At 35.9% G+C, this 15,661-nt stretch carries 21 protein-coding genes and 2 pseudogenes; 5 read left to right on the top strand and 18 right to left on the bottom strand.

Annotated elements, in window-relative coordinates; all coding sequences use genetic code 11:
* Positions 1-20 precede the first annotated feature (20 nt).
* Positions 21-179, top strand: a pseudogene (locus tag RHP64_RS10415) (helix-turn-helix domain-containing protein); the annotation flags it as partial.
* Between the two features lie 319 nt (positions 180-498).
* Here the strand turns inward: RHP64_RS10415 and RHP64_RS10410 are convergent.
* From RHP64_RS10410 to RHP64_RS10385, 6 genes are all read right to left on the bottom strand, one after another.
* Positions 499-1,254, bottom strand: a complete 756-nt coding sequence (locus RHP64_RS10410) for an ABC transporter permease (RefSeq protein ID WP_010276774.1) — start codon at positions 1,252-1,254, stop codon at positions 499-501.
* Positions 1,251-1,901 (bottom strand): ABC transporter ATP-binding protein, encoded by a 651-nt coding sequence (locus RHP64_RS10405; RefSeq protein WP_010276780.1) that lies wholly within the window; start codon positions 1,899-1,901, stop codon positions 1,251-1,253. The genes RHP64_RS10410 and RHP64_RS10405 overlap by 4 nt, the downstream gene beginning before the upstream one ends.
* Positions 1,898-2,137 (bottom strand): hypothetical protein, encoded by a 240-nt coding sequence (locus RHP64_RS10400; RefSeq protein WP_010276787.1) that lies wholly within the window; start codon positions 2,135-2,137, stop codon positions 1,898-1,900. Before RHP64_RS10400 ends, RHP64_RS10405 begins: the two co-directional genes overlap by 4 nt.
* Before the next feature lie 253 nt (positions 2,138-2,390).
* Positions 2,391-2,807: an arsenate reductase (thioredoxin) gene (gene arsC / locus RHP64_RS10395; RefSeq protein ID WP_010276791.1), complete on the bottom strand. Its 417-nt coding sequence runs from the start codon at positions 2,805-2,807 to the stop codon at positions 2,391-2,393.
* A gap of 451 nt (positions 2,808-3,258) precedes the next feature.
* Positions 3,259-4,356, bottom strand: a complete 1,098-nt coding sequence (locus tag RHP64_RS10390) for a DUF3800 domain-containing protein (protein ID WP_010276794.1) — start codon at positions 4,354-4,356, stop codon at positions 3,259-3,261.
* Positions 4,357-4,409: 53 nt separating this feature from the next.
* Entirely contained in the window at positions 4,410-5,081 is a 672-nt protein-coding gene (locus tag RHP64_RS10385) for a hypothetical protein (RefSeq protein WP_010276797.1), read from the bottom strand.
* Positions 5,082-5,214: 133 nt separating this feature from the next.
* Here RHP64_RS10385 and RHP64_RS10380 point away from each other — a divergent pair, with 133 nt between their 5' ends.
* Positions 5,215-5,499: a hypothetical protein gene (locus tag RHP64_RS10380; RefSeq protein ID WP_011666810.1), complete on the top strand. Its 285-nt coding sequence runs from the start codon at positions 5,215-5,217 to the stop codon at positions 5,497-5,499.
* Between the two features lie 232 nt (positions 5,500-5,731).
* Positions 5,732-5,809 (top strand): putative holin-like toxin, encoded by a 78-nt coding sequence (locus RHP64_RS10375; protein WP_220457755.1) that lies wholly within the window; start codon positions 5,732-5,734, stop codon positions 5,807-5,809.
* Positions 5,810-6,139: 330 nt separating this feature from the next.
* On the opposite strand, the gene RHP64_RS10370 is transcribed toward RHP64_RS10375, so the two are convergent.
* Positions 6,140-6,754 carry a helix-turn-helix transcriptional regulator gene (locus RHP64_RS10370; RefSeq protein ID WP_010278995.1) on the bottom strand — a complete coding sequence of 205 codons (615 nt, stop codon included), beginning with the start codon at positions 6,752-6,754 and terminating at the stop codon, positions 6,140-6,142.
* Between the two features lie 598 nt (positions 6,755-7,352).
* On the opposite strand from RHP64_RS10370, the gene RHP64_RS10365 reads away from it, so the two are divergent.
* Positions 7,353-7,889: a hypothetical protein gene (locus RHP64_RS10365; protein ID WP_010278992.1), complete on the top strand. Its 537-nt coding sequence runs from the start codon at positions 7,353-7,355 to the stop codon at positions 7,887-7,889.
* A 173-nt stretch (positions 7,890-8,062) separates the two neighbouring features.
* On the opposite strand, the gene RHP64_RS10360 is transcribed toward RHP64_RS10365, so the two are convergent.
* From RHP64_RS10360 to RHP64_RS10335, 6 genes are all read right to left on the bottom strand, one after another.
* A complete protein-coding gene (locus RHP64_RS10360; RefSeq protein WP_219843272.1) occupies positions 8,063-8,131 on the bottom strand; it encodes a putative holin-like toxin in 69 nt (22 codons plus the stop codon).
* Positions 8,132-8,172: 41 nt separating this feature from the next.
* On the bottom strand, positions 8,173-8,307 hold the full coding sequence (locus tag RHP64_RS10355; protein ID WP_223824565.1) for an IS3 family transposase: 135 nt from the start codon (positions 8,305-8,307) through the stop codon (positions 8,173-8,175).
* A gap of 44 nt (positions 8,308-8,351) precedes the next feature.
* Positions 8,352-8,975: a DDE-type integrase/transposase/recombinase gene (locus tag RHP64_RS10350; protein WP_160212135.1), complete on the bottom strand. Its 624-nt coding sequence runs from the start codon at positions 8,973-8,975 to the stop codon at positions 8,352-8,354.
* A 45-nt stretch (positions 8,976-9,020) separates the two neighbouring features.
* Entirely contained in the window at positions 9,021-9,263 is a 243-nt protein-coding gene (locus RHP64_RS10345; RefSeq protein ID WP_011666812.1) for a transposase, read from the bottom strand.
* A 194-nt stretch (positions 9,264-9,457) separates the two neighbouring features.
* The gene (locus tag RHP64_RS10340) at positions 9,458-10,990 is read right to left on the bottom strand and encodes a multicopper oxidase family protein (RefSeq protein ID WP_010276660.1); all 1,533 of its coding nucleotides are present in this window, start codon (positions 10,988-10,990) and stop codon (positions 9,458-9,460) included.
* Between the two features lie 541 nt (positions 10,991-11,531).
* Entirely contained in the window at positions 11,532-11,816 is a 285-nt protein-coding gene (locus RHP64_RS10335; RefSeq protein ID WP_128684603.1) for a hypothetical protein, read from the bottom strand.
* 1,134 nt (positions 11,817-12,950) lie between these two features.
* Between RHP64_RS10335 and RHP64_RS10330 the strand changes: the two are divergent.
* Positions 12,951-13,266, top strand: a pseudogene (locus tag RHP64_RS10330) (plasmid recombination protein); the annotation flags it as partial.
* A gap of 8 nt (positions 13,267-13,274) precedes the next feature.
* Here RHP64_RS10330 and RHP64_RS10325 read toward each other — a convergent pair.
* From RHP64_RS10325 to RHP64_RS10305, 5 genes are all read right to left on the bottom strand, one after another.
* Positions 13,275-13,409 (bottom strand): IS3 family transposase, encoded by a 135-nt coding sequence (locus RHP64_RS10325; RefSeq protein ID WP_223824565.1) that lies wholly within the window; start codon positions 13,407-13,409, stop codon positions 13,275-13,277.
* Between the two features lie 44 nt (positions 13,410-13,453).
* On the bottom strand, positions 13,454-14,077 hold the full coding sequence (locus RHP64_RS10320; RefSeq protein ID WP_160212135.1) for a DDE-type integrase/transposase/recombinase: 624 nt from the start codon (positions 14,075-14,077) through the stop codon (positions 13,454-13,456).
* A gap of 45 nt (positions 14,078-14,122) precedes the next feature.
* Positions 14,123-14,365: a transposase gene (locus tag RHP64_RS10315; protein WP_011666812.1), complete on the bottom strand. Its 243-nt coding sequence runs from the start codon at positions 14,363-14,365 to the stop codon at positions 14,123-14,125.
* Between the two features lie 141 nt (positions 14,366-14,506).
* Positions 14,507-14,836 (bottom strand): hypothetical protein, encoded by a 330-nt coding sequence (locus RHP64_RS10310; protein ID WP_011666813.1) that lies wholly within the window; start codon positions 14,834-14,836, stop codon positions 14,507-14,509.
* 12 nt (positions 14,837-14,848) lie between these two features.
* On the bottom strand, positions 14,849-15,661 hold the full coding sequence (locus tag RHP64_RS10305; RefSeq protein ID WP_010277775.1) for a ParA family protein: 813 nt from the start codon (positions 15,659-15,661) through the stop codon (positions 14,849-14,851).

Below are 15,661 nucleotides of genomic sequence, written 5' to 3'. Positions count from 1 at the left end.
TGCCTATAATTGGTTCACTTTTGTCTAGTATAACCTATTCCGAACGAATTAAAATCGAAACCTTTTGTGAACTAGGGCTGTCCAATATCCAAATGGGCGTTCGGCTGAACCGATCACCGTCAACAATTTCTTATGAATTATCTCGATGTCAACCTTATCAGGCTGAATTAGCACAAACAACAGGATCAGCAACACAAACAACGTCCCACTGATAATGATCAACCAGTGGATATTGCTACCTAAAATTGTAATCGCCAGCATGGTTAAAAACGAATAGAAAAATAGCGAAAACCAAATACCGTTACCTAGGCGAACCTTATCGCGATGATAACGCCAACCAAAAATGGTTCCAAATATGAGTGGTACTAACCAGCCCCAGTAAAACATTGCTGGAACTGGAACCCAAACCGCTGCGTCATTCACATCAATACCCCCGCATTAAGTTTTATTTCAGCTTCCATCATAAAGGACTCCCCGCGGGACTGCAATCAGGAGTCATTACTTCAACTGTTTTTGTTCATTATAGAAATTACGGTAAGCTAAATAGCACGCAATGATTGACCCCAAACTAGTCGCTGATAAGAGCATGAACGTGACCATAATTTGATACCTAATGGCCCGTACTGGATCGACCCCTGCAAAGATCAAACCGGACATCATCCCTGGCAGACTGACTAGACCCACAGTCTTTGCCGAATCAATGGTTGGTGACATCCCCGTACGAATCGCCTCACGCACGATGGCAATCGAAGCATCAAGTAGACCAGCCCCTAACGCCAACCGTTCAAGCACACCTTGCCGCTGGTCATGAAACTGACTATTGAGGCTGCGATAAGCCAGCCCAATTGCGACCATTGAATTCGACGCAATCATACCAGAAATGGGAATCATTTGCGATGGCACAAACTTAATCGCACCAGATAGCACGAGGACGCCGAGTGTTACCCCCGTACTAACAAAAATGGCTAATAACGAAATGGCTAATGCATGGTCAATCCCCGGCCCCCGTTTTTTCGCATTCCAAGCCGCATTGAAGATAATGAAGCCTATCATCGCCAGCGTTAGCCACAAATTGTTGACTCGGAAAATATACTTTAGCAAGTAACCCACGATAAATAGTTGTACAACAGCCCGCACGACACCAATGACGATGTCCCTATCCAAGCCAAGTTTCTGCCACAAACTAATTCCTAACGCGACGAGCACTAACATTGCCGCCAAAAATAGCGACGTATTATTAACTGCTAAATTCATGCGTGTACCTCCAATCTGCCAGCAACCACTTTCGCTAATTGATCTGCCGCAGCAATCTCTGTCGCGTCATGAGTAATCATGATCGTTGTCACGTGATCCTGCTCATTTAACTGTCGTAACCAGGCGTGCACGATTTGCTTATTATTTTCATCCAAACCAGCTGTCACCTCATCTAATAACAACACTTTTGGTAAGAATAAGATGTTGCGAATCAGCGCGACCCGCTGCCGTTCACCACCGGAAAGCTCGATAATCGGCTGATGCAGGGTTCGTTCGGACAGCCCAACATTATTTAACGCCGTTACCACTCGTTGCGTATCCATGACTTGCTTACGAATTTGGTACGGGAAAGCTAAGTTATCTGCCACCGTCTCACCAAATAACGTCGGTTGTTGGAAACAATATGAGACTTGCCGCCGATACATGATTGGGTCGTAACTTTCAAGCGGCTGCCCATCAAAAATCAAGGTCCCACTTGTTTTAGAAATCATGGCCGCAATGATCCGTAATAACGTACTTTTCCCACCACCGGATGGTCCCGTCAATGTAATATGAGCCCCAGCTGGAATCTGCCAATCAACATCATGTAAAATATGTTGATCAGCGATTTGATAATTAACTTTTTCTAAACTAATCAATGAATTCATATGCCCACCCCCGATCGCACAATGATCGGCGCCGACAACAGCCGGATGAAAAAGTGCTCAGAAGTCAATAAATTGGACTTATCTGTTTGATGTATTAATACACGAACCTGTGTAGCCATTGGCAAAGCCATATGAATCATACCTGAGTCAAAGTGTTCCGTATAACTACGGAGGAGTTCTAATTGAACTTTTAATTTATCATTATTTTCCTTGATCGATCGTTTTTGTCTAGACATACGTTTTCTCCTATATAGGGAGTATTATATCATTTTATAAAAAAACAACTCCCGTTATCTAACTATTAGATAATGGGGGCTGTTTTAATAGTCTTTCCTAGGGGTCATTATATAATTATAGCCCCTAAATTAAGGAATGTTTTAGTGACTACCTAGGATCATAGTTAACTCATAGCAAAACTCCTGGTATTTTACTTAGAAGTCAATAAATTAATTGGACTGTTTTGCTGCGGCACTATATGGCGTTTTTTTATTAATGAACGTAGTTATTCAAACTTGTAACTAATTTTTTAATTTCGTCACGAACCTTACGGAATTCTTGTAGTTGTTCTTCTAAAGTTCCTGTGGCTTGCGCTGGGTCAGATAAAGGCCAGTGTAAACTCTTGGTTTGAGGGGGAAGCATAGGACATTTATCCTTGGCATCACCACATAAAGTAATAACTAAATCTGAAGTGTTCAAATAATTTAGATCAATTAATTTAGAGTAGTGGCTACTAATATCTACTCCATCTTCAGCCATAACTTTAACAGCATTTAGATTTAACCCATGAGTTTCAATCCCTGCACTCTCGATTTGAAACTCATTTGCCGGCAATATTTTTTTTGCATATCCTTCAGCCATTTGACTGCGACAAGAATTTCCTGTACATAAAAAATAAATTTTTTTCATTCTAAACCACCTATAATTTTAATTTGTATAACAACATGATACACCATAAACTTAAATGCAATGCTTCCATCAACATAGGTGTATAAGTATCAAGGTCTTCTATGTACTTTGTGGCGCTTTAAAGTGCCATTATTATAATTATAGACCCTGAATTAAGGAATGTTTTAGTGACCACCTAGGATCATAGTTAACTCATAGCAAAACTCCTGGTATTTTACTTAGAAGTCAATAAATTAATTGGACTGCTTTATGGTGGTAAGTTATGACTTATTTTAACACCTTTAATTATAAGGCACAAAAAAAAAGCGACACAATTGTTAAGATATGTCACCTTTTAATGCACATTATCTTGTATCGCAAATTAAATTTAATATAATTTCTTACCGTCCTTAAGTTGATATGTTCTGGATCTTTTATAGTCAGTAATAAGCGAGTATCTGAATTATTCTAGTTAAAATTTATAAGTTAAGAAATCGGAAACTTTATTTTCAAACGTATTACTCCCAGAACCAATTTTGAAACCCTGACTTTCAGATAGTGAATTGTTCATAACTTGTTGTAATTTTCGAATGTTTGTTTCTTGATTGCTAGATAAACTGTTTAAAATATCTGAAATTTTCGATTCCGAATTTTTTTCAAGGAAACTCATCCAATGTCTTAAAATGCCAACTGTTAAATCAGATAATTGTAATAATCGAGAATGTTTAGAATCATCAAAAATATAGTCTACTAGTTTGTCATTTACATAAATAGGGTTATTCGCTAAAAATGGCTCAATATTATATTCATGATCAAATTTGTGATGAGAATTTGGAAAAGAATAAATACTCTGTGCGTATAGATCAGAGTAGTTATCTATCAATTCACCCTCGACATTATTTTCTAAAAGAGGAAGTTTGGACCTAATTGCTGATTTTAAGATCTGTCGTAAATACTCTAAACAAAAATCATCTCCGTATGGGGTAATTTCATTTATCTTTTCTATAATTTTATTTATTAGTAATTTAGGGTTGTTAACATTTGGATAGCCTAATAAAACGAAAAGGTTTGTAAAATATTCTTTATCAGTTTTCATAATTTGATACAAACAATCTTTTAGGTCACGATTAAATTCTATGCCGAGAAGCATTGAATTGGGTAAAGAGTCAACAATAGAGAAATAAAAATTATCTACATAATTATAGTGGATAAAAACATTGTCATTTTCATAAAGCCAATTCAAAAAAACTTTTACTCTTTTTTTATCCATTAACTCAATAAAATTATTGGCACCATTCTTGATATGCTTAAACTTTATTTCTTGAGCATTTGCTTGCATACCAAATTTTGAGAAGAGGCTATCAACACCTTCAACAATGTCATGCGAGTCGGTTTTTATGCCAATTCCTCCAAGTATGAAATAGGCATGTTCGTCAGCATTAAAACCTTTATCGTCTACTTTAAAAGATCTAAAGTTATTTGTTTCATCATAATACAGATGAAACTGGTTATCTGTTCCGGTAACTTTCAATTCGTTTTTAACATGTTTGTAGAATTCAGTGTAATCCATCTATTAATGCTATCCCTTTTTTTAAATATTAGTTGTATTTTACCCTTAACTTGTTAGTTATTGTACTTTAATTTAGCTTGTAGCACTTTATTACAATCGTCAATATTTAGATCCTGACCAATAGGGTCATCAAAAATAATTTTAACAGCAAACATTCTTGTTTTACCAGTAACCGTTTCATAAACAAAATATACATAAAATGCTTTCTTATTAGTAAACTTTGTAAGTGCCTTAATATTACTGTATAGCTTATTTTTTATTGAATTTAAAAAATTTTTTTTATTGATTATAATTTCTCTCATTTCATGGCTCTTAACAGCAAAAAAATCAGATTGTTTTATTTCTTCGTTATTCTGAATATTTACCATTTGATGAAAAGGGAATAAAAGCTGTTTATTATGTCCAAATTTTTTATTTTTCAAATTCCATTTAATTACTTTTTTCCGTAGTAAGTTTGGCTTTTTTGCAGTGACTATTATTCCATTAAATCGTGAAGTTTCTGTTACTAAACTGTCGTTGTAAACAGTAATAACTGTATTACATGGGTGGGTTACTGATGAATAATCAAATCTTTGTCGTAATTTATTATGATTATTCCTAGCCAAACCTATGATGGCTATAAAAAAAGATAACCAGCTAACAGGTATATTAATTAATCCCCATGATACTATCCCTGATGTAAACTTGTAAATTTGGTATATGGATTCACTTAGTATTTTAAGCATAACAAAATTTTCCTTTTAGTCTATATTTTTGAACTACATATATAATATAACAAAAGTTTAAAATCGAGCCGCTTGCATAAGGGAACTAACGTTCGTATAATTGAGGAATAAAAAATTTGAAATGAGAAATGAAATGGATCAAGATTTTAGCGCTTTAATCAATAATTACTTTCAGTATGATTATAGAGATAGGGGCATTAAAAAGTGGCGTGGCTTCTTTTTAAGCGACCATACTTCTGCATTAAGGAAAATGGATCAGGAAAATGTATATAGTGAAAAAAAGTTACCCAAAATGACTACGGATAAAATATTTCATAATGCAATGCACGCATTAGCAAATTATTATACTGTGACTATTCAATTAGATGAAACTAACTTCAATCATGAAACCAAAAAAAAATATATCTGGGTTCATTGAAAACATGTCGGATAATTATATTTATATTGAAAATAGAAAACTAGCCGTTCAGGATATTAGAGCATTAATCATCAATAGGTAAATCACGCTTTATCCTGTATAATAGTTCAAGTAGAGAAGTTAAGGCGGTGGCTATTTCCTTAAGGGGGGTGGTGCTTATGGTGTAAAAACTATAAACTCACATTCTAGGAAAGGAGTAGCCCAAGTGTCCGTATCGGACGCTTTACAGCTTATGCTAATGTTTGGTACTTTCATAGTTACCTTACTAGCATTAGTTGTTGAGTTGATTAAAAACCAACAAAAAAAATAACCGCCTTAGCTCTGCCAAGCTAGCGGTTATTTAATCGTTTTAAGTTTGCCACCGTCTTATACGGCTCTATAATGGGAAGTCTTGTTAGCGCAAGGCTTCCTTTTTCTGTATTCATTATAACATGCCTAGCCAAAATTGAGAAACAAAGTATTTATGCGCCTCTATATAGCAACGCTTAGCCATTCAATTTAGCCTTACATTTCAAGGGCTATTATATTATCTAAATAAAAAAAGCCTCTAACAAGCCAAGTTGATTTGTTAGAGGCTTTTTTTATAGTATTTAACAGAGACAATTGATAGTTATAGCCCCTTAACTCAATCATTTCTGAATTATTCAGCATTTCTATTTTTTGTGGGCCAAATGGGTTTAGTCATAATTATTATGACAACTCCAACTATCATAGTAACGAAGTAAATAATTTTTTGTGGATAGTTTACGATCAACCAAGAAGAGCCAATTATTATTGATAAGCCTAAAACAATGAACAGTGCTATGAAGCTATATCGAATTATTGGCGATATAGAATCAAAAGGATTTTTATTATCAGTAGGCTCTATCATATATCCAAAAATGAAGCCAACAAATAACCAAGTTGAAAAAACAATGGTACGAAGTGGGGTTTGAATATTTAAAAACCACACCATTGCTAACATACCGGTTAACATCGAATATAAACTCACCACGATAGACATTACATTATCACGAAAAACTTTATGACTATCTTTGATTAGTTTATTCTCTAACTGAATATTACCAGTAATTAGTTCATCCAGTGTTACGTCTAAGACTTTAGATATTTTAATAATCAATTCAATATCCGGTAAATTTCTTTCATTTTCCCAGTTTGAAATAGTTTTAGGGGAAACATTTAATTTTCTAGCTAATTGTGTCTGTGATAACTCATGTAGCAAACGTAATTCTTTTAAACTCTTTGAAAAGGTCATAACATACCTCCGTATTTTCTTTTTCTATTAGTATGAATAAAACTATAGCCAATTATCAAGCATTTTAACTAAAAAAGTATCTCGTTATTCGAGAGAGGTACGATTTTTGTGAATTTATGTAGCTCACAAAAAACAAATACCTAATTTTATACTTGGTATCCGTTTTTTTTTACTGTATAGTTTTAAAAAGCAACATTTTTAAGACGTTAGAGTCTTTTATGGGGGGCGCTGATGTCAAGATTATGGACAGGTTTTTTCGGTACCGAGAGTTGCCGGACTCCGAAAATTTTTCAAAACCCGGATTTCAGCTTAAAACGGCGTGATTTCTGGGTGTTTTTGTAGGTGGAACAGGGCCGAGCCCTGCCGGTGAGAGAAAACAGGTGGTATAGATTGTGAACCAGCCGGATTTCACAAGTTGTATCGTGCAACAAATAAGCCTTCACAAGGCGAATTTTTGAAATTCACAAGTGACGGCTTATAAACGGCGTCGTACCGGCTAGTGCCGATAACCGCCCTTATGTAAACTTGCATATTTTAATTAGTGGTATATATTTAGATGTGGATATAACAATAGATTAATAGAGAGAAACATAATTTCATGAGACGCCCACCAAAGAAACAAGACTTTATACAAAAACATCCATTGCCTTTTATAATCTGCGCCGTAATTATTGTTGCCGTTATTGGATTATCAATTTTTAGTGATAATTCTGGCAATTCAGAATCAGAGTCATCTTCTTCGGTCAGCCATAAACAGTCTTCTAGTTCAGAGGAAGATAGTTCTGAAAGCTTTAGCGACGATGAATCATCAAGTTCTGATGAAATTGAATCTAGTAGCTCTTCAAGTACTGATAACTCAAAAGACTATGAGGATAAAGTAAATTCATTATTAAAAGGCACTGCTCAATATGCAACCTATGATAAGAGCACTAACACATTAACTTACGTTGGGTATGATGACTGGGCTAACTATTCTAATTCCGATTTACGTGACGCAATGGACATACTTGAAACTATTGCAAACAGACAAGCTGTGGTTTTCGATATGAATAATCCTGCAATCAATGTCCAATTACCTAATGGAACAATTATCGCTACTAGCGATGGTACAGATGATATAGAGTTTAGTAATTAAATAATATAATTAATATTTTCAATTGTTGCATTAAGCACACATGTTGTTATACAATTTAAGTATAGAAAAAGCCACGTGCTCTAACACGTGACTCTACAACGTTACTATATCAAATAGTGACTATCACAGATTAAACTTTAAAAAAGTAACTGCAACTCACCAAAGTTAAGCAGTTATTTTTTTTTGTCTAGATATGCCAACAGGGCAATTAATAATATTCCAAATTGGAACATCAACCTGATTGCTCAGAAGTCAATAAATTGGACTATTTTTATTCAGTTACTTAGGCAACATTTGAGATACGATTGCGATTATAAAAATTGATATACCAACCAATGGCTGCTTGGACTTGCGTTAATGTTTCGTATGCCTTCAAATACACCTCTTCACGTTTCAATATTGAATGAAATGCTTCCATACGGCCATTATCGTATGGATGTCCTTTGAGTGAATATGAATGTTTCAAGCCATAATTTTGACATTTAATATTAAATTCAGCACTCGTGTATGTGACCCCATATCTGAATGAATAATTAATGGCTTTCGATGCTTATCTAAAGCCATCTGTAAGGCACTTGTGGCTAGCTCGGCTGTCATTGTATCGCCAATTTTATAGCCCAATACTTTTCTCTTCTCAGGATCCAAAACGGTCGCTAAATAGACCCATCTGTGATTAGTCAACTGAATATAAGTGATATCTGTTTGCCAAACACCGCTCAAATCATGCAAGTGTCTAATCAAATTGGGCTTTTGATCAACAGTCACCACAGTTTTTGGCTTGCGATAACGTTTTTGCATGCGGGATTTAATCCCTAATTCACGCATCAATTTGAGTGTCATATACCCAGATACTTTCGGACCGTCGGTTTGTTGACTATAAGCAGCAATACGGCGATAACCATAAAATTTAAAGGTTTTCCAAACGTCTAAAATATAAGGTTTTAGAGATTCTCTACGCTTTTCTTGTCGACTGGGCTGCCAATGGCGCCAGTTGTAATAGGTACTAGGTTTGATTTTAAGTGCACTTAAAATACGCACAAGCGCGTAGCCTTGTGCTAAAAATTGGTTAACGAGCGGCAATACCACATTACGGACTATTTTTTGGCTAGTAAGATGGCCGCTCAATGCCTGTCAGGCTATGTGTGATAAAATTTCGTTTTCTTCCTCCAAAATAGCGAGGCGCTTCTCTAGTTGCTTGACGTCTTTTAAAGTCTTTGACTGACCCTTGATCATGATTGGGGTAGCTTGTTTAAGCCAAATAGCAATAGAATCTTTCGACGGACCAAATTCTTCTGCTAATGATTTAAGTGAACGGCCTTCTTGGTGAAGTTTAACCAATGAATCTTTGAAATCTTGTGAATAACGAATTGACATAAAAATACTCCTATACTTTCATTTTACGGACTGAATAAAAATAGTCCATTTTTTTAGTATAAGAGCAAACTGTAGTGTAGTTAAAGTGATGTTTTGTTTTTAAATATGTTGTTCCCTTAATCTTAACATACCAATAGTTTAACAGCGAATATGATTGATCAACCATTTTTCATCGGAAGTATTCTAGCAAAATCTTACATTTTCATTCCCATTTTTTCGTACGACTCCATACCTGCCATCCAAAGATTAGATAACTCAATACCACGCTCCTCAGCTAACGCGTTCATTAAAGTATTCATATCCATTAACTGATACTTCTGATGCGGCTTTTTTGGATCTACTATCTCTATTTGTGCCATCATACCACCATCTTCATGTTCTAAAATATGGCAATGATACATATATATACCAGGTAAATCAAACTTAACTAGTATTCGAACAGTTTCTCCTGGGTTAACTCCAATGGTGTCTTTGAAACCGTTCTCATTTGGATATGGATCTTTTCCATTACGTGTTAGTACTAAAAAGCGAGTGCCGTGTATGTGAAATGGGTGAACCATTCCCGGTTTTTCGTTACTATTCGTGACATCCCAATACTGATACTCTCCAACTATTTGCTCGGCATCAATGCGTTCCATAGCAAATTTCTTGTCATCTATGGCAACACTTTCATCCATTCCTTGCATGACGACATGTCGAATGGGTAATGACGGTTCAACTGACGGTTTCTTTAAATTAATTAAATGATCGGGAATTTTTGTAGTATCTTTTGCGAAATTGTGAATGCGGAACTTTAATAGTGGCACTTGATCAGTATATAAGGTTACCTCATCACCTTCATGATATTGGCTAAAATCAATAATGACTTCTGCACGTTCAGCACAGCTCAACATTAAACCTGTCAGCTTGATTGGCTTGGGTAATAGAGAACAATCCCCCGCAATCTGATCAAATGGCAAATCATCGGAAAAATGCAAACGCCATTCCCGACGGTTAGCACCATTTAGAAAACGTAACCTTATTTTTTGTGTTGTGACATCGAAGTATGGGTTGACTGTTCCATTGATAACAGCCGTGGGACCTGCAACACCATCAGGATCATAATCGGCACGATAATCAAACTGATTATCTTTGTGAAAATGTCTATCTTGTAAAATAATTGGAATATCATCTACTCCATAATTTCTTGGTATTGATAATTGGGATTCATGCTCATCTTGAACAATAACCATTGTAGCTAATCCTTGCCACACCTGTTCTGCTGTGGATGGACATGGGTGAGCATGCAACCATAATGTCGCAGCGGGCTGATTCAACGTAAAATTAATATGTTTGATTTCCCCTGGGTAAACAGGCGCGTGACAACCCCCATCAACATAAGGGCCACTAACATCAGCTCCATGCCAATGAAAAGTAGTTAATTCTGGCAGGTCATTCTTCAAAGTGATATGATTTTTTTGACCGCGGTGAAATATAATAGTCTTACCTAAAAAATTAGCATTATAACCCCATGCCTGTGTCTTTTCCCCTGGCAATATTTGCGATTTCCCTGATTTTGCAGTGACGGTATAGTAGATATCATTTTTAGACTCTCTATCTGCTTTTAAAATAGGTGGTATATTTAAAGGCATTTCCGGGGCATTATTTACTATGAGAGGTACATATCCGCCATCATGTAGATCAAAAGCTGGCTCATCAAAGAAATATTTTTTATTGGACTGTTCCATTTTAATTTTCCTCTATATTTTTAGCAGTGTACTTACTGAAAATTGAAATTACAGGATATGAATGATCACTCCTCATCTCAAATTCTAGCACTTTTTAGTAATTATGAATAATATTAGCATTCTGAAGAGTGTAATTATCTTAACTATTTAATCATGTTACGCTCATAGTCGATATTATGAAAAGCTATTTAAGTAACTATAAAAAGTTATCTAATTCAGAGTGCAACAAAATTAGCGGATGACATTGGATTGGCGACGTTTTAGGGGCAATTGGACATGTATACCATCCAGCCGACCCTCAAAAGGTTCTAGATCAATTGAATGGCAAGACGCAACCTAAACCTGGACACCAATATAGTCCATATGGGTATTATTAATTTAACGAATTAACATAATGCAGCTTATACCAAGTTAAAAGCGCCAAGCCTTAATTTCATAGGGTTTGGCGCTTTTTCTGTGATCTGTTCTTGTGAATTGAGCTTAAAATAATTGGTCTAGCTCTCATAATCCCCAAAACTAGCCTTTTGTTATTTGTGAAATTTTAGTCCGTGAGCGGTTTATGAGACGGCTGTTTGTGCTTTTTGCGGAGGCGTAAACGGACCATTAATTTGTGTTGGGTGACTTCTTCGTCAGACAACGTTAACTTCTCATCAATTGAGAAAGAGGTCGTTTTATAATTTTTGGCCAGGACAACCGCATAAACCGCCTGGTCAATCTGTTCACTTTGTTCTGGTGTTAAGGCAAACGTATAAGGCTTATCACCGTACACTATCGATTTATCGGGCGCAACGTGTGTAAAGCGTCCTTTAATCGCATTGTATGTCATATAATCCTCCTTAATCGTAAATAGCTTGATAGCAACCTAAAAATGATTTATCTAATAAAAAAGCCATTTAACGGCCGATTTTTATTATCAAATTTTCATTATTACATTAATTTATACACGAATATTATTTCGCTGTAACCCTACGCCCCGTAAGCATGAGGGTTGTTTGCCTGTTGGCTTTTTTGTAAATTTAACCCCCCTATTAGTGATTTGGGGGTTAAAGAAATTTTTTGAAGCGTCTTTAATTGTCAAAAATAACAGTCCAGCCATCATACTATCAGCGTCACTGTATTTTAAAGTGGGCCACCAGGCTTGACCAGCGTACTGGCCCAAGCCTTTGAAACAGCAGAGCTGTTTCATGGCAGTTATTGTTTATAATTATACACTGTCTTGCCCTGAAAGGAAACTTGCTTCAAAAAAAAAAGACAAACAAAAAGAGCTGGTGTTCCTACGCACTAGCCCTTTTTACTAGAGAGGTTAGTCTCCATGTACTTTCTTCTATTAACATTATAACATTATATTATTGGTATTTCAAAACATGATATACTTAAAAAGCTGTTGTTTCCTACTATAACTGCAACGGCAAGGAGGTTTAGACTCCATGATTTACTTTTTTCAAGAACTCACACAATTGTTTAACGCAATCTGTGTTGCTGTTGTGACGTTCGCAATCAAACGTTATTTTGATGATCTTAATGATCGTTAAAATAATGTGGGCACCTTAAGGGTGCCTTTTTGTTTGCTTTTATTGTATAACACCTATTAATTGCGATAGTCCACTACAATTTTTTTGTTATTATACACTTACGTTTACCGATTATTTTAATGTGGTTAAGCTGACATCAGCTTGCCCCACGCGGGTAACGTTCTGCATGACATGCTCTCACTGAAAGTGATCCTGCAATGATAAATTGCCCTGTCACGGCGTGACCCGCCGGAGGTTTTACAAGCCGGATAAGTGGCGCTGTAAAATAGCAGTTTCCCCAGCAGGAAGGGGAAACGCTACGGTCATCGCTTGTCGATGACGCGCCTCGCAGAGCCTGTCCAAAATAGAATTTTGGTATAACAGGCTATACCAGATTTTTAACGGTGTTATACTGGTCTTGGAAAACCTTTTTCGAGGAGGCATTTTTGATGGCGCATTTAAAGAAAAATACGCGTGGCGCAGTCCCTGGTTTAGCAGTCCATTTTGAACGTAAAACTGACCATCACACTAACAAAGAAATTGATGTGTCGAAAACCTATCTGAATCAAGAGCTCATGGCGGATGGTTCAGATATGCTGTCACGTTTCAATGCGCGTTTAAATGACGTTTATTGCATGAAAAGAGACGATGTGAAGGCGTTAGCCACTTGGATTGTTACTTTTACCTGAAGAACTTGCAGAAGCGCCCTACGAGCAACAGAGCGCCTTTTTTTGCTCAGAAGTCAATAAATTGGACTATTTTTATTCAGTTACTTAGGCAACATTTGAGATACGATTGCGATTATAAAAATTGATATACCAACCAATGGCTGCTTGGACTTGCGTTAATGTTTCGTATGCCTTCAAATACACCTCTTCACGTTTCAATATTGAATGAAATGCTTCCATACGGCCATTATCGTATGGATGTCCTTTGAGTGAATATGAATGTTTCAAGCCATAATTTTGACATTTAATATTAAATTCAGCACTCGTGTATGTGACCCCATATCTGAATGAATAATTAATGGCTTTCGATGCTTATCTAAAGCCATCTGTAAGGCACTTGTGGCTAGCTCGGCTGTCATTGTATCGCCAATTTTATAGCCCAATACTTTTCTCTTCTCAGGATCCAAAACGGTCGCTAAATAGACCCATCTGTGATTAGTCAACTGAATATAAGTGATATCTGTTTGCCAAACACCGCTCAAATCATGCAAGTGTCTAATCAAATTGGGCTTTTGATCAACAGTCACCACAGTTTTTGGCTTGCGATAACGTTTTTGCATGCGGGATTTAATCCCTAATTCACGCATCAATTTGAGTGTCATATACCCAGATACTTTCGGACCGTCGGTTTGTTGACTATAAGCAGCAATACGGCGATAACCATAAAATTTAAAGGTTTTCCAAACGTCTAAAATATAAGGTTTTAGAGATTCTCTACGCTTTTCTTGTCGACTGGGCTGCCAATGGCGCCAGTTGTAATAGGTACTAGGTTTGATTTTAAGTGCACTTAAAATACGCACAAGCGCGTAGCCTTGTGCTAAAAATTGGTTAACGAGCGGCAATACCACATTACGGACTATTTTTTGGCTAGTAAGATGGCCGCTCAATGCCTGTCAGGCTATGTGTGATAAAATTTCGTTTTCTTCCTCCAAAATAGCGAGGCGCTTCTCTAGTTGCTTGACGTCTTTTAAAGTCTTTGACTGACCCTTGATCATGATTGGGGTAGCTTGTTTAAGCCAAATAGCAATAGAATCTTTCGACGGACCAAATTCTTCTGCTAATGATTTAAGTGAACGGCCTTCTTGGTGAAGTTTAACCAATGAATCTTTGAAATCTTGTGAATAACGAATTGACATAAAAATACTCCTATACTTTCATTTTACGGACTGAATAAAAATAGTCCATTTTTTTAGTATAAGAGCAACTTTTTGTTTTCTGCTCCTTTTAGAAACATTACAAAGTTAGTTTTCTTTTGTTAAAAATATAAACCAGTTTAATTAATGATTATTGTTTACGGTTTCAATACTTGAACGAATAATCTTCTTTTCACTCGCAGGTAAGTTACTAATATATTCTTCCACAATATCATTAATTACCTCGTAAATTTTTTTACTTTGCAAAGTGGCAATTGTGCTAATGGCTGTGTGTGTGTTTAATGGGAGCCTAATCGATTTTGGTAAGTCTTTACTTGTAAGCCTACTTTGTGGAAGCTTTAGCAAGTCTTCTGGCATTGTGCGGTTAATATCTTCTGATAGTTCTGGTGTAATATTTTCTGGGCGCTCTGTTTTCTTTTTTCGGAATGAGCTTAGTCCAATATTGTCAGTCATGATAAATGCTCCTTATTTTTGATCAAATATATTTATGCGCTCGAGCGTTTCTTTGATGAGATCGCCATATATTGCATGTATACGTTTGTCGTGGATATCCTTAGTATTATCGGTAATACCAGTTCTATCAAATCTCTTTAGTCTGTTCATCTGTTTAATATGAGTTTTGAAGATATTGTTATCACCAAAGCTTTCTGTGGCATCTTGCAAGACATCTAAATCAAGTTCTGATCCATTTTGTTGTAGTACGGGAAGTATTCCTAAAAGATCTATATTCAGACCATAGTCATCTTGTAACTCTAATAAGTGCTCTATATATTTTTCAGCACCTTTTAGAGCCCGTTCTTGTGTTTGTAGTATAACGATTACAAAATCACTGGCTACCAGTGCATTGTCTGTAAATTTGTTCAGTTGTGGTGGAATATCTAAAAATACAAAGTCATATTCATTTTTGAATTCATTAATGAAATTTGTTAAGTGATGATCTTGTGAGTAATCATCAGAAAAATTATCATAAAGGTAACGTTCATAGTTTTGTAAGTCTGAGTAAGATGGTAACAAATCTAGATTATCTTTTACATTTATTAACGCTTCCTGTGGATTATTATTTTTGATGGCTTCAAACAGTGTTTCTTTAAAGTCAGGTTTCTTTTTATAAATATTAGTCATTGTTGTTAGCAATAAATCTGTTGCATTAGCTTGGGGATCTAAGTCAATTAGTAATACTTTCTTGTCCATTTTAGACAATGTATAAGACAGCATTACGGAGTTTGTTGTCTTCCCCACCCCACCTTTGAAGTTTCCAGTTGTGATAACTTTAGTCAT

It is taken from the genome of Leuconostoc sp. XM4 (assembly GCF_055698815.1).
The sequence above is the reverse complement of the archived record's forward strand: the minus strand, read 5'-3'. Positions and strand labels throughout refer to the sequence as shown.

Bases quoted from the DNA above. Each gene is read 5' to 3' on its own strand.
- RHP64_RS10410 (WP_010276774.1), bottom strand. From the start codon at position 1,254: ATGAATTTAGCAGTTAATAATACGTCGCTATTTTTGGCGGCAATGTTA.
- RHP64_RS10405 (WP_010276780.1), bottom strand. From the start codon at position 1,901: ATGAATTCATTGATTAGTTTAGAAAAAGTTAATTATCAAATCGCTGAT.
- RHP64_RS10400 (WP_010276787.1), bottom strand. From the start codon at position 2,137: ATGTCTAGACAAAAACGATCGATCAAGGAAAATAATGATAAATTAAAA.
- arsC (WP_010276791.1), bottom strand. From the start codon at position 2,807: ATGAAAAAAATTTATTTTTTATGTACAGGAAATTCTTGTCGCAGTCAA.
- RHP64_RS10390 (WP_010276794.1), bottom strand. From the start codon at position 4,356: ATGGATTACACTGAATTCTACAAACATGTTAAAAACGAATTGAAAGTT.
- RHP64_RS10385 (WP_010276797.1), bottom strand. From the start codon at position 5,081: ATGCTTAAAATACTAAGTGAATCCATATACCAAATTTACAAGTTTACA.
- RHP64_RS10380 (WP_011666810.1), top strand. From the start codon at position 5,215: ATGGATCAAGATTTTAGCGCTTTAATCAATAATTACTTTCAGTATGAT.
- RHP64_RS10375 (WP_220457755.1), top strand. From the start codon at position 5,732: ATGCTAATGTTTGGTACTTTCATAGTTACCTTACTAGCATTAGTTGTT.
- RHP64_RS10370 (WP_010278995.1), bottom strand. From the start codon at position 6,754: ATGACCTTTTCAAAGAGTTTAAAAGAATTACGTTTGCTACATGAGTTA.
- RHP64_RS10365 (WP_010278992.1), top strand. From the start codon at position 7,353: ATGAGACGCCCACCAAAGAAACAAGACTTTATACAAAAACATCCATTG.
- RHP64_RS10355 (WP_223824565.1), bottom strand. From the start codon at position 8,307: ATGGAAGCATTTCATTCAATATTGAAACGTGAAGAGGTGTATTTGAAG.
- RHP64_RS10345 (WP_011666812.1), bottom strand. From the start codon at position 9,263: ATGTCAATTCGTTATTCACAAGATTTCAAAGATTCATTGGTTAAACTT.
- RHP64_RS10340 (WP_010276660.1), bottom strand. From the start codon at position 10,990: ATGGAACAGTCCAATAAAAAATATTTCTTTGATGAGCCAGCTTTTGAT.
- RHP64_RS10335 (WP_128684603.1), bottom strand. From the start codon at position 11,816: ATGACATACAATGCGATTAAAGGACGCTTTACACACGTTGCGCCCGAT.
- RHP64_RS10325 (WP_223824565.1), bottom strand. From the start codon at position 13,409: ATGGAAGCATTTCATTCAATATTGAAACGTGAAGAGGTGTATTTGAAG.
- RHP64_RS10315 (WP_011666812.1), bottom strand. From the start codon at position 14,365: ATGTCAATTCGTTATTCACAAGATTTCAAAGATTCATTGGTTAAACTT.
- RHP64_RS10310 (WP_011666813.1), bottom strand. From the start codon at position 14,836: ATGACTGACAATATTGGACTAAGCTCATTCCGAAAAAAGAAAACAGAG.
- RHP64_RS10305 (WP_010277775.1), bottom strand. From the start codon at position 15,661: ATGACTAAAGTTATCACAACTGGAAACTTCAAAGGTGGGGTGGGGAAG.